A 13895-nucleotide genomic window follows, 5' to 3' on the forward strand; every position below is an offset into this window, starting at 1 on the left:
AACGGTGAGTGGAGCGCGGACACCGAGAACGCGATAAACCTGACCAACACCGAGTCGCTCCGTGAGCATGGGGGGACGCGAATCAACTGCTATGGTGACCTCAGTCCGTGGGAGACGATGATCTCTGCTGAGGAGAACTACGCACACCCGCGCGTCAGCTTGACGGCGACGGTGAGCGACATCGTTGATGCGGGGTCGGGCGAGGGCCTTATCGGCGGGTGTCAGTTCTGGAACCGGCCGAACCCGAGCGAGATATCGGACGCAATCGAGTCATACGCTGAGAGCGGCGACCTCGACGAGAGCTTCTATGCACAGGGCTCTTGGGCCCTGACCGGCGTCGAATTCCTTGCATACTACCTCGGTGCGGACCGCGATGACCAGGCAGGGGGCGAAAATAATATGACGCTCCTCGACGACGTGTATCCGAATCCATACCGATATGGGTACTTCGTCGACTTTCGCGAACCAACTTCGGACGAACCTGAAGCGGTCAAGTACTACGTGATGGGACGGGCCTCGTGGGAAGCACCAGATATTCAGGGCGACCAGCGGACTGTTTACGGCTGTTCGGACGGTGATAGCAAGGGCGTCTACAAGTTCGTTGCCGACGAGCCAATTCCGGAGTACGACAACACAGACGACATCGCAGGCACGCTGTACGCGCCAAAGATTACCAATGACGCGGCCAACGCCGCCGAAGCCGGTCAGCGTAACTCTCCCGCACAGACTCCACTGGAAATCGAATGGATGGAGCTCGGTCACGCCACGAACGGCGAGGCTGCTGAGTGGATCGCGGAGTACGACGACATCACGCAGGCCGACTACATCACAGAGCACACGGAATACAGTGTGGACGAAATCGGGACGGATGTCTCGGTGTCCGACGCGGTCAGAGAAGCCGACCTTACAGTCCTCCAGAGCGCAAGCGGCAACCAGAGTTACATCACGAACGAGGACATCGTCGAGTGGGCCGAACAGTACGAGGCAAACGGTCCCGACGGCGTTGACGAAGAACTCCGTCGCGTCCCGTTCTTGGAGACCCGCGCAGCCGCCAAAGAGATCGGTGCGTCCATCGAGTTCAACAAGGCTGAGGGCGTCGACACCGTGGATAACTCCCAGCCCGGCGACTTCATCTACTTCGGTATCTCGGAGTTCAACGACGCGCTCGCGGACGACGAGGGCGATGTCCAACTTGACCGCGTCGACGGCGGCGTCGTCTACCGCGGCGTGCTCGAATCAAACTACAATGTCTCGACGCTCGAACCGGTCATCACCGGTCCTGACTTTACTGACTCCCCAGAAGATGCCGACGACGCGCTCCGGAATATCGACAACGTCTATACGATGCGGGACGGCCGCGTGCTCTGCTGTGAGGACGGCTTCGGCGGCCCCGCGCGCTCGTATCCGAATGACGGTCTCTATGTCTACCAGCCGAAGGTCACTGTCAGCGCCGAGTCCGCTGCGGTCAGTAGCGGGTCAACGGGCAGTGTCCCGTTGACTGCCTCGTCGCTTCCCGCTGGTTTCTCTGGCGCTCGGCTCACTGTTAGTACCTCGAACCCTGAAGTTGCATCTATCACTGGCGTCTCGTTCTCCGATGCGGTCGGACTCACCGAGAGTTCCATCAGTGACGACGGCTCGTCGGCTACGATCCGCATGGCTGATGTCGATACAAACGTCCGTTACTTCCTGAACGAGCCGAGAGAGCGCTGTCTGAACGCCACGAAACAGTCACTTTCTGTATGATTTGACGGTCAGTCTCTGCTGCTACTGCGACCCAGACTGAAATAGCTCCAATTCACCGCTCTGAACAGGCGAGATCTACCGAACCACGAGACTATCTGCCGACAGCTGTCGCTTACCGCCGACCAGACAGGCCGTGGGCTGACCCCGGTCAGCCCGCGGCCGTTGCCTGTGACGTTGGCACACCGACCCCGTTTGCTTTGATCTTCCACTGGCGGCGTAATTGCTCTTCCAGTTCGTGTCGAATCCAGTCACGGAACATCTTGAACGTGAACTCATCGGGCAGGTCGCGCCCGCCCCGTCGCGGGCGGGCGACGACCGCCCACCTGAGAACGAGCCATAGGTTCTCCAGCAATGCTGCAACGAGCATGATCGCAAACCGCACGACGGGATCACGTGTCGTCGTGATCCCGCGTGCTTGCCGGAGCAAGCGATAGGTCGTTTCGATGCCTGAGCGTTTCCTGTAGAGCCGTTCGACTTGCTTGGCCGAGCGATCAGCAAGACCACACGCCACGTAGCCACGGACAACCTCACCGTGTTTGCCCCGATCACCGTTCTGGTAGGAGACAGCGACCGCGAGCGGGAAGCGCAGTTCCCGCTCGCTGTCCTTGTACATACGATAGGTCGTCATGTACGACTTGTGGACATCGAGTTTGTCCTTCATGCGTTCCCCTTTCTTGGGCACATGGACGACCGTTGCGCCGATATCACGAGCACGGCGGATGACGCGCTCATTGTAGAAGCCGCTATCGGCAAGTAGCAGGTCGATTTCGAAGGGGTAATTCTCGACGCGGGCGAGCACGCGCTCGACCGCGTCGGCCTCGTCTTCGTCGTTGCGGACATAGGTCATCGCCAGCGTCACCGGCTTCTCGTTGGAGACGACGTACGCCGTGCAATAGCGGTGGCAGGTAGTCGTCCCGTCCTTGGGAGCCATCGAACAGAGTTCGCCTTCGTCAGCGTAGTGCTCGCCGTGATAGGGGTTGTCGATGAAGTCGATGGAGACGATTCTCGACCGGTCAGGGTCGAGAATCGTCATAGCGAGGCGTCCGAGCAGAAGGTTGGCGACAACCTCAAGCCAGTGTCGATCAAGTGTATGGAGCCACGTGAAGACGGTGTCGTCACACGGCGTTCCGTTGGTGTCGTTGCAGGTTTCCCAAATCGATGTCTGGTTGACGCAGGCCAAAATGACGACGAGCCAGATGTCGCCGGGGTCGAGGGGACTCTCCTCGACACCCGGCAACGGGAGAGGGGCAATGACTTCTTCCGCTACGTCTTTGACGTCCGATGCCGAAAGATAACCGTCTGGATCGGGTAGGTTGAACATATCCAGATCCAGACACTTTCTCGTGGTTAATTCGGCGATTCAATTGCACCGATTACGTCGGTTGGGAAGTACCGACGTCCAAGCCGGTGCAATGGATGTCTCACTCGCAACACTCGATATCCGTGCTAACAGCGGCGGCACGACCGACTTGACTGTCTCCATCGAACAGATGGACGACGAGACCGGAGACGCTATCGAAGCAGAAGCACGAAATGGTGTCGTTATTGGTGGGCCACGGACGGTTGTCGGCAGCGACGCGCCGACTGACCCTGACGGCGACGGTTACTTCGAGGATCTCAATGGTAACGGCCGTCTTGATTACGAGGACGTTCGAGTACTATTCTTGAACTTGGATTCTGACAGCGTCCAACTGAACACCGGTGCGTACGACTTCAACGAGAACGGGCAGATAGACTACGCGGACGTGACAGAGCTCTACGAAGAGGTCAACTGAAGACTGCGATTCGGCAGTCATCTCATCTTTCCATACAGGAACACAATGACAGACGACACCCACCTTTCGGTACGTGGCTCCATCCGATGTGCTCGCCTCTCCCTCGCGCTCGTCGCACTTATCGTCTTTGTAACGACGGTCCCCACACTAGCGGTGGGGCAAAGCGACCCAGCCATCAGCATCAAGACCGAGCCTACCGTCGCCGGTGAGACGGCGACCACATCAGTCGTTCTCACCAGCGTGCCTAATGGGCTGGCCGGCTACCAGATCGATCTCGCGATTGATGACCGTGGGGTCGCCCGGTTCGAGAACGCGAGCTACTCCGACCGCTTCGGGCTCACGACTGATCCCATTATTAGTTCGAACGGCAGTACAATCACGATTGAGGCGGCTGACCTCAACGGACAAATCGAACCCGGAGCGAGCGACGTAACGCTCGCAACGGTCCAACTCACGGGCGTCGAAGGCGGCGAGACGCAGGTGACCGTCGCGTCGAGCCAAGTTGATGCAGACGGCGGCGGAGTAGTCGAACCCGCGACCGAGCCGGCAACCCTCGAAGTTTCGGCGGGCGCACCGACAGAAGCAGTGGCCGGTGCGGCCGAAGCCCCAGCAGCCGCTGGGGACTCGTCGAGCATGGAAACCACTGGGATGACCGATACCACGACTGGCGGCAACCAGTCGACTACCGGAGTGGATGGGGCACTTCCCATATTGATTGCTCTCGTCGCACTCGCTGCGGTAGCGGCCCTCGCAGCCAGAACTGCCTGACAATCATAAGCCTCTACCAACAGACACTATGCCGGAACCATGCACCGCCGATGCACCGACGGACAGCTCAACCTACCGTGAATACATCCTTGGCGTACGTATCGTTGAACAAACGACAGGCGATAGGACTCGCTACCGGTTCAAAGCACCAGATCACGAGGGAATCGAGTTCGATGATCCTGAGATGGCAACGCTGTATGCCGACGTGTACTTCGACGTGAACGGGTTTCAGGAGGCAGAAACTGGCAAACGTGGCGTCCCGCCAACAATCATACAGGCAGGCCGAGATACACTCGTTGCTTACTTCCTCACACAGGACAGCGTCGATGTCCACTGGGCCGCATCATTCTATGGCGAGAAACCGGAGAAAATCGAACGATACGTCTCACGCGTTCGCAAGCGCTCAGAGAAAATCCGTGAGGGAGCGAAGGAACAGAACCACGCTTGACACAGTGAGTCCATGACATCCTTCGCGCCGTGAACGGCATGGTTTCCTCTGGGGGAGTCTCGACTGTCCGTGGTTCCGGATTTCGGGGTAGTTTGTTGCACACCGATCACACCGGGTACGAGGGCGGCAGGAAAACCGGGTGTCAGCCTCCCCTGATATTGGTCCACTCTGCGTCCGCTTCGGGGTCATATACACCGCCCCGGTCGGGTACTTTCTCCGGGTTGAGTTCATGAATCGTGTGGAGCAACTCCTCACTGGCTTACCCACGAGCACGATACGCTCGATTTCGGTTATCTGCTTGTAATTATCACATGGGCTCTCCCCTACCTGGTGACCAGCCGGTGACGATCGCCACAACAGCTGTCCGTTAGAACCGGTCCATCCCGAAATGACAACTGCGCTTGCTCGAGCGAACGGAGTATACCGAATGCAAAACCGAGCGATATGCGAGTACAGCGATTCTGCTGCCGGTTCTCTCAATCAAAAGAGAAGATATCTGAACCAGTGTAGCCCCCGTATCAGTATAGACTACCACTAGATGTGAAACCAAGATATCCATTCCACACCCGCAAAACACGATTGCGCCATGAGACAGATTGATTAATTTTTTAATCATTCAGCAGTGTGACGCCAATATGGTCCCGCTTGAATTGCAAGCTCCCCTCCAAAGTAGTGACATCCTCGGTGGTGCCGCAGCCACTGTAATACTCCTATTCCAGTTAGCCCTTGTTGGAGTCCAAGTCGCTGGTATGTGGACGGTATTCAGTAAAGCCGGCCACGCAGGTTGGAAGGCAATCATCCCGATATATAATCTGTACGTGATGCTCCAGATTGGTGAGAACAGATGGTGGTGGCTGCTACTGCTTGTTGTTCCGGTTGTGAACCTCTACGCAGTGTATAAGATTCATGCTGGCGTAGCTCGGGCGTTCGGAAGAGGCATCGGGTTTGGACTTGGACTCGCATTCCTTGGCATCCTCTTCTTCCCGCTGATGGGCTTTGGCGATTACCAGTATCGCAACTCTAGCCAGTTAGCATAATGAACGTGCAAGCACGGCTGATTCTGGTCACAGCTGCAACGCTTTGTCTCGTCGCACTCGCTGGCTGCGGGCAGCCAGCCGGTTCGCTCTCGATGGAGCCAGTGGATGACGAAGAGCTAGCTAACAACGCCAGTACACAGCTCTCTGAAGAAGAGTTGGGAGATCCAGAAGAACGCGACCGCGGTATGCGAGTTCTCCGTCAGGCCGCGAAGAACGACTCAGCGATGGTCGCCGCGACGGAGCCGCCGCATAGCGCTAACGAGACGGTGTATCGGACTGGTGACCGATTCTATACGCTCTCGTACGCTGCGGTCAACACGACGACTGGCCGACAAGTGACGTATCGACTCGACAAGAATGTAACCACAAACGAGACCGACCAGACCGGCTGGACTGTCGCCGACTACGACGACTTACCGCCAATCGACCAAGCGATGCTTCACTCTCCTGTGTCGTACCTTTCGAGGGACAGTCTCGAAGAAGACGAGGTTCAGCCGGGAGGCATTAAGCAAGACCAGACCTATTCCCCCGCAGAATTGAACCGGTCGGCGATTGCCAACGGCCAGTACGATGCGGTCAGGTATGAGGGCACGCTCATTGAACTTGAGGTAATATCGAATAAGTCACAACCGCTTACAGTGTACCGGTACCGGCCCAGACCGGTCGCAAACGGCGCTGGGCCGTACGCTGCGTGTCTTCGTGACACGTATGCGTTCGAACTGAATGGCCTTGATTCGGATACCCGAGCCGTCGTGTCCGAGGCGACTGATGGGACATACCGCGCAGAAAACACCAGTGACGCGGCATTTCGGTCGGTGCTTGACCAGTTTTACGACCACACGGCGGTCTCGGCAACTGGCCAGTCTGGGTCATGGCTCGTTCGGTACGATGGACGACTCTATTGGGCAGAACTCCGATATGCCTCATTCGACGAGTATGAACAAACAAGGACAGCTAACCCACCCACAGCTGCCTGTTCGTGATAGCTCTTCACAACGCTAGAGCGACAGTGATACCGGGCGGTGGCAAGGCAGGAATGTCGTGCCAGCGCTTCTATAATACACGGTGGGTTGCTGATACTGGTGGTACAAGAATCTGCAGCGGAACTTCAGATACAGAAGCGTCAGGCCACCACGCCACTGTAGCAACCACTCAGTCTCCCTGAATGGCACCGCCGGCCACCGATACCGAACCGTAATCGCGTAGCCCTACTCGGGAAGTACTTTTTCCCACACCGTTGGTGCTCGTCCAAGTAGCCCGTCGTCGAGTCCCCCGGCCATTCTAACCAATCGTCACAGGCGTGCTAGATGCGCGCACTCGATTTCGTTAGTGCCCAACCCGACGGCGCCATCCATTTGTGTCTGATACCATCCGAAATGCCTCAGGTGTTGGCGTTGGCTGGGTTAACGTTGCTCGGTTTATCCCTGCAGGCGCTGAACTGGAGCAAAGCAGTGAGTTCAAATGGGTACTATCCAAGAATCTAATTATAGGTTATTGGATGCTAACTGACACGCTATTATTCGCGACAACGACGTTTCTCATTTGGGTAGCGTTAGTCTATTCGCTCTCTGCGGTCTGGTGGTTAATAGAAGTCTTACCGCTCGGCATTGGGTGGAACTCGAGCGAGATGGACACCTGGGGATTAGATGATCTACAGGTTCGCATACTCACAATCGGAGCGGAAGACGTTGTCCAGGCAACTGTTGACTCAGTTCCTGATGGTGTTGCTGGAGTCAAGGTTATCGCTGAACAGGATATTGATATTGATGGGGCAGCCGTATCTGTCGTACCGGACTCATTCAGCTGTAACGCCACAAACAAGGGCCGTGCCGTTGAGTGGGCACGGAGACACATTTCCTGTGACGCAGAGTATGTCCTGTATCTCGACGAAGATACACTGGTTACTGGGCTGACTGGCCTCCCTGATGCAGATTTCGTTCAGTTTACTGAAAAACCGATTTTCACTGGCTCACGGCTCGCCTATTTGTGTGAAGTGTTTCGAGTCGGCTACCAGTTCGAACAGCGTGCCTTCCGGCGTCTCTCATATCCGCTGTACGCATGGGGCGGCGGCTTCGCAATTCGACACGAGTTGGAGGATGAGCTTACGTGGGACGTAGCGACGATTACCGAGGACACGAACCTTATCTGGCGAGCTGCGGATCGGTTTGACTTAGAATATCGGCTCGTTGACGCCCGGTTTCGAAATCAAGCGCCACCATCGCTGAAAGCGATGATTAAGCAACGTCGCCGGTGGATGTCTGGGACACTGAAAGATAATCATATCCTCCCGCTATTGTACCAACCACTGACGCTAACTCGTGTCGTATCCTGGGGATTTTCACCCGCTATCCCACTGCTAATTATTGGTGCTTCGCTCGTCCCCGGTGCAACAGTCAGCATCCAATTTTTCGAACTGATTTCGACTGCACTACTGGCTGTTCTATTCATATATATGCTGTTTGGCCTGTGGGCCTACAGAAAGCATCCGTTACTATGGCCGGTATTCTTGATATTGACTCCACTGGCGGTTGTACTCCACGCCATCGGGGCTGCATGGGGTGTTATCAGCCCAATCGAGGAGTTCGAGGTCACAGAGAAGGTCGTACCCGAAACCATCGAAGAGGTCAACCCAGAATTGGACGAGGGTGCGATTGCAGCCCATGACGGGGAAGACCGCCTTGTCCGCGAATCGGCTGACGAATTCGATACAGAACTGTTCAGGGACTAATTGAACACGCGATTATTATTTTGCCAGCAATCCCAGATTTCAGCTTAGTTTGTTGCACGCCAGTCAAACTGGGAACCCAGTGCTTGGAGAGCACGGAGACTGTATATTTGCCGGGTGTCAGGCCCCCTGATATTGGTCCACCTTGCGTCCGCTTCGGGGTCGTATACGCCGCCCCAATCGGGTACTTTCTCCGGGTTGAGTTCACGAATCGTGTGGAGCAACTCCTCGCTGGTCTACAGACGGGCGCAATACGCTCGGTTTCGGTTATCTGCTTGTAATTATCACATGGGCTCTACCCTACCCGGTGGCCAGCCGGCGACGATCGCGACACCACCTGACGCTTGGTACTGGTCCATCCCGAAATGACAACTGCGCTTGCTCGAGCGAACGGAGTATACCGAATGCAAAACCGAGCGATATGCGAGTACAGCGATTCTGCTGCCGGTTCTCTCAATCAAAAGAGAAGATATCTGAACCAGTGTAGCCCCCGTGTCAGTAAATATTGCCGGCAGATGCAAAAGCGACGTTTGGGCTGAACAGACACCCCCCACCCGGTGGTCGGTTGCCGGTGAACGTCATGACAGACTCCGTTAAAGTTTGAGTATTTGACTCGATGGCCATGTGTGCGTAATTCAAGCGATAGATACTGAATGCAAAACCGATCAATATGCTGGTAAAACTCCTCTACAGCCAGTTCTCTCAATCACGGCAAAGAAGGTTCGAAGTGGCGCGGGGCCCCGCGCCAGTTTATGTTGCCGCTAGATGCAAAACCGAGGCATGAGATTGTAAGAGGGAGACACTGGAATGGAGTGAACAGCGCCGATGCCCTTTTCTCAGATACTGCTAATCCGTGGGCATGGCCAATTCAGTCATGCTGGGGCGAAGTGTAGTCCAGCGAGGGGGTGTCAGTCTGTATCTGAGTATCGACCATGGTTGGCAGGAGGCCGCAGGTTTGGACGTCGACGATACGTGCCGACTGGAGATCGAGGAAGTTGGTGACGCGTCGCTGACGGTGGCGCTGTTCATCGATAAAGACTACGGGACAGTGGCAGACCCACCAGGGCAGTTCGATATCGAGCCAGTGGACATCCAGACCGATCTTCAGTGGTGTCTGCCCGCCGATGTGCGCCACGAGTTCGGTATCTCCGAGGAGTTCACATACAGTGCCGAGTACCACGGCGACGGTGAGATCCACTACGAGCTCACGTCGCCGACCGTTCGCGACGAGCGACTGCTTGCCTGAGTTGCAGCGGACAACTGTAACAGACAATCTCATATACTGCTTCGATTTTTGAGTAAGTCGATCCAGGGTGGGGATCATATCCGAGATGAGCGATCAACTCAAGTTATTCCCGGATAACCAAATCGTACTTGCAACAACTATTATAACTTTGTATGAAGTAATTATGCTAGTGTCGCTTCGAACGGATGATCGTGGTGTTTCTGAGGTGATTGGAGCTATTTTGCTATTTGGAATGCTTATTGTTGCATTCGCTACGTATCAAGCAACGGTTATTCCCGGGCAAAATACTGATATTGAAGCCCAGCACTATGAGGAAGTTCAAGATGATCTGGGGGAACTACAGGGGACAATTGTTACGGCAGCAGAAACTGGTGAAGCCCGTTCAACGAGTGTCAATCTCGGCCCCAGTTACCCATCGCGAGCTTTGGGTGTGAATTCTGGGCCTCCTAGCGGTCAACTCCGAGCAGAATCTGTTGGTACTGGTGGAATAGCAAGTACAGGAGTTCCCCTAGATGAGACTTGTCGACTGCGGGCTGGCGATGGGGACCGTGTTCCAACAAATTCTCTTGTCTATGATCCAGGATATAATTATTATGAGAGTGGAGAAGTTTCTCACCGTCTGGAAGAAACCCTTCTATATCAACCAAAGAGCTCCTATGGCGGTGAAATTGTCCGTAATGATCAGACAATGGTTGACACGTCAACTCGGTCTGTTACTTTGTACCCACTCCAATCTGACCTCCAATCAGGAGGAACAGGAGATGAAGTATATCATTTTATTGGCGGCTATGGGCAGAGTAGAACAGTTTCTGATGCAACGGTTACAATTCCAACTAAGGCTCCCCAAGCCATTTGGCAGGAACAAATTGGCGATGGTAATCCCGATGTCTCAGTAACTAACAACGGACCAGAAACCGTTAATATCACATTTAGAGGGAGTTGGGAATTCAATTGCCGACCTGTTGGACAAGACAGTGCTCCCGAGCAGGTTCCCACGGCCGATGCAGGAACTAATACAAGCGTCCCAGAGGGTAGTACCGTAGAATTAGACGGAGCCGAGAGTCAAGCCAGTGGTTCAATTACGGATTATTCATGGACGCTCGACTCTCCGCCCACCGGTATTTCGCTGAGCAACTCAAATACAGCCACGCCTATTTTGCATGCATCTAATGCCAATGTGCCTTCGGATACGGATGTGACCGTAGAGTTAACCGTTAATGATACTAATGGGAATACCGATACAGATGCTGTTACTGTAACTGTGACACAAACTTCCAGTAGTGACGGCGATGGGGACGGTAGCGCGTACACGACACAATGGGCTGACCCCTCCAGTCAGACTGGTGTCACCTGTCCTGATGGGGTCAATGGCGTCTGTACCGTTGATGCGAGTGAAGCAGCTACCGTCGACTTGACGGCGACTACTAGTCCGACTTCGGTGGGAACCATCATTGATTACTCGGTCAACGATTCGGGCGCCGGGCCAGTCGACCCAGGTGAGGGCGAGACGGGCGCGGCCGGCGAGAACAACACGGTGTTCAGGCCGACTCGTAACGGCGCCGTCACTGTATTCGTAGCAGGGGGAGAGAGTAGTGATGCAATCGAACTCTCAGTGTCGAACTACGCAGCCTTGGTGTACAACGAAGATGCTGTGACCAGCGACGGCGACGGCGACACTGTCGCTGGTGGGGTGACCTTTTCGGTCACAAACCGTTTTGGTGAGAGCGTCACGATCACCGACATCAGGGTCGCACCGGAGAACAGCAGTATCAAGAACCTCAACGAGGGCTCGTTCTCGACGACCGAGGTGTCCATCACCGCGGATCTGGCTGACGCATATGTGGATTACGTGGGCGGAACCGATCTTCCGCAAACTGTAGACCTGGACACCGACGGTTTCAACGACGGGAACGCACAACTTTCGAACGGCGCAACAGCAACGTTCTCCTTCTACGAGTTCACTGATGGTAGTTCTTCCGTTGATATGAGCGGCGAGGACGTGGAAATTACGGTCACGTACCAGCCAACGAGCGGCGGAACCAAGACAAAGACGTTTACGATTACGCCAACCACCAGCGGAGGTGGAGACAGTGGTGGAAACCAGAACCCAACTATCGCCTCACTGCAGACGACAGATACCAGCGTGACTGGTGGCAATCCAAAGTACGCCCAGTTCGACGTTGATTGGGCGGCTTCGGACGACAGTCAGGTACGAAGCTTGGAGTTGACTATGACGAGAGTGAATTCTGGGAACGAGGTCGACAGTGCGACACCATCTGTTTCGGGGACAAGAGCCAGCGGAGTGACATCCCTTAGGGGACCAGATCAGAATTCGAACCCTAATGGACAGCAGTACGATATAACGATCATCGTAACTGACGACGATGGAGTGACATCGAGTCAGACCCAGCGGGTCACGGTTTCATGACGCTGCGATCCGCGTACGTCTCGTCAGCAACACCCATACTAGGGCAACCACCACGTACAACGGGTATCTCAATCGTCTCTTTGGTGGGTATTCAACAACCCATACACCACTTCTATAGCGTCTTCACTCTCTTCTCAGTAGTTCACTGGGCAACGGTATTGTGACTGGTCCTTGTATTGACTGAACCCGGTTCTGGCTGTGTAGCACTGGTGTTATTCAAGATACTCATCAGGCGGTCGAATGATTAGGTGGTCACGCAGTGATTCAATCAGGTCTGCAGGGAGTCTGACACAGCCGTCGCCGTCTTGCTCTTTGCCGAATAGTTCTTTTGCGTCTGTTTCGATGACAAGCTGGTTAAGATTACCACCGACTGTGTGGAACGTGACATTATGGAGGGTGCCAAGTTCTTGTCCGTCAGTACTCATCACTCGCGTGTTGGAGAGCGTGCTTGCGAGGACCGTCTGCATACATACTGATTTGTTGTATTCAATGCACAAATATGTTGCATTTAGACTACGATGGCGTCGCCGGCTTCTTTCTACAACTCGTGCACAAGCATCGATTAGCTCACCCACCTGAGATGATGTCGTTCGCCTCGTCACGAGTCCGTTTCGCGGCCTCCTGAGCGTAGCCTTCGTGGGTCGTCTCGATTGACTTATGCCGGAGTACGTCCTGTGCTAGCTGCGGATTCTCGCGATAGATTTCCCGTCCCAGTCCACGGCGGGCACCGTGTGGCTTCAGTGGGGCGTCGAACTCGTACTCAGACCACTCACACAGGTCTGCCAAGATGTTCCGGGCCGACTGCGTGGTGATCGACGGCGTGGGATCAAGCGCTTTCGCAGCGTTGTCGAGTCTGGGGAACACGGCCTCATTCTCGTCGGGTTCTCGAAGCTGCTTCCAGCGCCGAAGCGGGCGAAGTGCATCGTCGAGGATCGGCGCAGACTCTCGGGTACGGTTCTTGCCGAACACCTGCATTGTGCCGGCTTCGAGGTTGACGTGTCGCCACCGCAGACCATTCCGTTCTTCATCATCAGAGACAGCAACCAGTTCCGCGCTGCGGGCTCCTGAGTACGCGAGCAAGAAGACGAGTGCTTGGTCGCGGTAGGCCGCCGTGCGGTCGATGTCGTCGCTCTCGCCGGCCTTGTCGACGCGAGCCGTCGCGGTAGCGCAGATAGCGTCGCGGTCGCGTGTCGTCCAGTACTGCTGGTCTGTTTCAGTCTCATCGGTCGGGAGCGGCCCTTCGGCGTGGTTGGTCTTGGCCGGATTCGTCGGAATCAGGCCCTCGTAGACAGCCCATGTGAGAAACGAGCGGACATACGCGAAGTAGCGGCGGGCGGTCTCCGGTGAGATGTCGTCCCGGTCGTCAGCTCGAGCAAGGTCGCGAGCATACTGTCGGCAGAGATCGTCGTCGATGTCTTCAGGACTGCTGATTCCATGCTGGTCCCGACCCCACGCCGCGAACTTCCGTAGCACGCTCGCGACGTTTGTTCGGTAGCGTCCAGAGTCGATATCTACCAGCCGTTCCTCGATGGCTGCTTCGAGGGCGCCATCCCCGGGAGTAGTGTCGTATGCTGGCGGAAGCCGATCCATGCTTCCCGTACAGCGGCGGTCCGGGTAAAACTGGTGGTGCTTAATAAACTAATACAAACCTATCTACAAAACCAGAATATCCCCGTTTCAGGCACTCTATAGTGCAGTTATTGGCTTCACCGGTTTTGGTAAAGG

12 protein-coding genes are annotated in these 13895 nt (G+C 55.5%); 9 read left to right on the forward strand and 3 right to left on the reverse strand.

Annotated elements, in window-relative coordinates; all coding sequences use genetic code 11:
• The coding region (locus BDK61_RS22605) for an alkaline phosphatase PhoX (RefSeq protein WP_244210023.1) at positions 1–1743 on the forward strand (1743 nt) is incomplete at its 5' end.
• A 148-nt stretch (positions 1744–1891) separates the two neighbouring features.
• Here BDK61_RS22605 and BDK61_RS22610 read toward each other — a convergent pair.
• Positions 1892–3064, reverse strand: coding sequence for an ISH3 family transposase (locus BDK61_RS22610; protein ID WP_121302051.1), 1173 nt, complete (start codon positions 3062–3064; stop codon positions 1892–1894).
• A 91-nt stretch (positions 3065–3155) separates the two neighbouring features.
• Between BDK61_RS22610 and BDK61_RS22615 the strand changes: the two genes are divergently transcribed.
• The 8 genes from BDK61_RS22615 (at position 3156) to BDK61_RS23165 (ending at position 12170) form a co-directional block, all read left to right on the forward strand.
• Positions 3156–3518, forward strand: a complete 363-nt coding sequence (locus BDK61_RS22615) for a hypothetical protein (protein ID WP_244210025.1) — start codon at positions 3156–3158, stop codon at positions 3516–3518.
• Positions 3519–3563: 45 nt separating this feature from the next.
• Positions 3564–4286, forward strand: a complete 723-nt coding sequence (locus BDK61_RS22620) for a cell surface protein (protein ID WP_121304892.1) — start codon at positions 3564–3566, stop codon at positions 4284–4286.
• A gap of 28 nt (positions 4287–4314) precedes the next feature.
• Complete coding sequence (locus BDK61_RS22625; RefSeq protein WP_121304894.1) at positions 4315–4734, forward strand: hypothetical protein; 420 nt, start codon at positions 4315–4317, stop codon at positions 4732–4734.
• Between the two features lie 635 nt (positions 4735–5369).
• Positions 5370–5771, forward strand: coding sequence for a DUF5684 domain-containing protein (locus BDK61_RS22630; RefSeq protein ID WP_121304896.1), 402 nt, complete (start codon positions 5370–5372; stop codon positions 5769–5771).
• Positions 5771–6754, forward strand: coding sequence for a hypothetical protein (locus BDK61_RS22635; RefSeq protein WP_121304898.1), 984 nt, complete (start codon positions 5771–5773; stop codon positions 6752–6754). Before BDK61_RS22630 ends, BDK61_RS22635 begins: the two co-directional genes overlap by 1 nt.
• Positions 6755–7269: 515 nt before the next feature.
• Positions 7270–8499 carry a glycosyltransferase gene (locus BDK61_RS22640; RefSeq protein ID WP_121304900.1) on the forward strand — a complete coding sequence of 410 codons (1230 nt, stop codon included), beginning with the start codon at positions 7270–7272 and terminating at the stop codon, positions 8497–8499.
• A gap of 952 nt (positions 8500–9451) precedes the next feature.
• Complete coding sequence (locus BDK61_RS22645; protein ID WP_244210029.1) at positions 9452–9742, forward strand: hypothetical protein; 291 nt, start codon at positions 9452–9454, stop codon at positions 9740–9742.
• 85 nt (positions 9743–9827) lie between these two features.
• A complete protein-coding gene (locus tag BDK61_RS23165; RefSeq protein ID WP_148709182.1) occupies positions 9828–12170 on the forward strand; it encodes a PKD domain-containing protein in 2343 nt (780 codons plus the stop codon).
• A 212-nt stretch (positions 12171–12382) separates the two neighbouring features.
• Here BDK61_RS23165 and BDK61_RS22660 read toward each other — a convergent pair whose 3' ends face one another.
• Together BDK61_RS22660 and BDK61_RS22665 are read right to left on the reverse strand one after the other, a co-directional pair.
• The gene (locus tag BDK61_RS22660) at positions 12383–12637 is read right to left on the reverse strand and encodes a PRC-barrel domain-containing protein (protein ID WP_121304909.1); all 255 of its coding nucleotides are present in this window, start codon (positions 12635–12637) and stop codon (positions 12383–12385) included.
• A gap of 100 nt (positions 12638–12737) precedes the next feature.
• The gene (locus tag BDK61_RS22665) at positions 12738–13760 is read right to left on the reverse strand and encodes a tyrosine-type recombinase/integrase (protein ID WP_121304911.1); all 1023 of its coding nucleotides are present in this window, start codon (positions 13758–13760) and stop codon (positions 12738–12740) included.
• Positions 13761–13895 lie beyond the last annotated feature (135 nt).

Origin of the sequence: Haloarcula quadrata (assembly GCF_003634715.1) — an archaeon.
In the GTDB taxonomy this organism is placed as follows: Archaea; Halobacteriota; Halobacteria; order Halobacteriales; family Haloarculaceae; genus Haloarcula; species Haloarcula marismortui.

Excerpts from the sequence above, each read along its gene's own strand:
- BDK61_RS22625 (WP_121304894.1), top strand. The coding sequence starts at position 4,315 with ATGCCGGAACCATGCACCGCCGATGCACCGACGGACAGCTCAACCTAC.
- BDK61_RS22640 (WP_121304900.1), top strand. The coding sequence starts at position 7,270 with ATGCTAACTGACACGCTATTATTCGCGACAACGACGTTTCTCATTTGG.
- BDK61_RS22635 (WP_121304898.1), top strand. The coding sequence starts at position 5,771 with ATGAACGTGCAAGCACGGCTGATTCTGGTCACAGCTGCAACGCTTTGT.
- BDK61_RS23165 (WP_148709182.1), top strand. The coding sequence starts at position 9,828 with ATGAGCGATCAACTCAAGTTATTCCCGGATAACCAAATCGTACTTGCA.
- BDK61_RS22615 (WP_244210025.1), top strand. The coding sequence starts at position 3,156 with ATGGATGTCTCACTCGCAACACTCGATATCCGTGCTAACAGCGGCGGC.
- BDK61_RS22665 (WP_121304911.1), bottom strand. The coding sequence starts at position 13,760 with ATGGATCGGCTTCCGCCAGCATACGACACTACTCCCGGGGATGGCGCC.
- BDK61_RS22660 (WP_121304909.1), bottom strand. The coding sequence starts at position 12,637 with ATGCAGACGGTCCTCGCAAGCACGCTCTCCAACACGCGAGTGATGAGT.
- BDK61_RS22630 (WP_121304896.1), top strand. The coding sequence starts at position 5,370 with ATGGTCCCGCTTGAATTGCAAGCTCCCCTCCAAAGTAGTGACATCCTC.
- BDK61_RS22610 (WP_121302051.1), bottom strand. The coding sequence starts at position 3,064 with ATGTTCAACCTACCCGATCCAGACGGTTATCTTTCGGCATCGGACGTC.
- BDK61_RS22620 (WP_121304892.1), top strand. The coding sequence starts at position 3,564 with ATGACAGACGACACCCACCTTTCGGTACGTGGCTCCATCCGATGTGCT.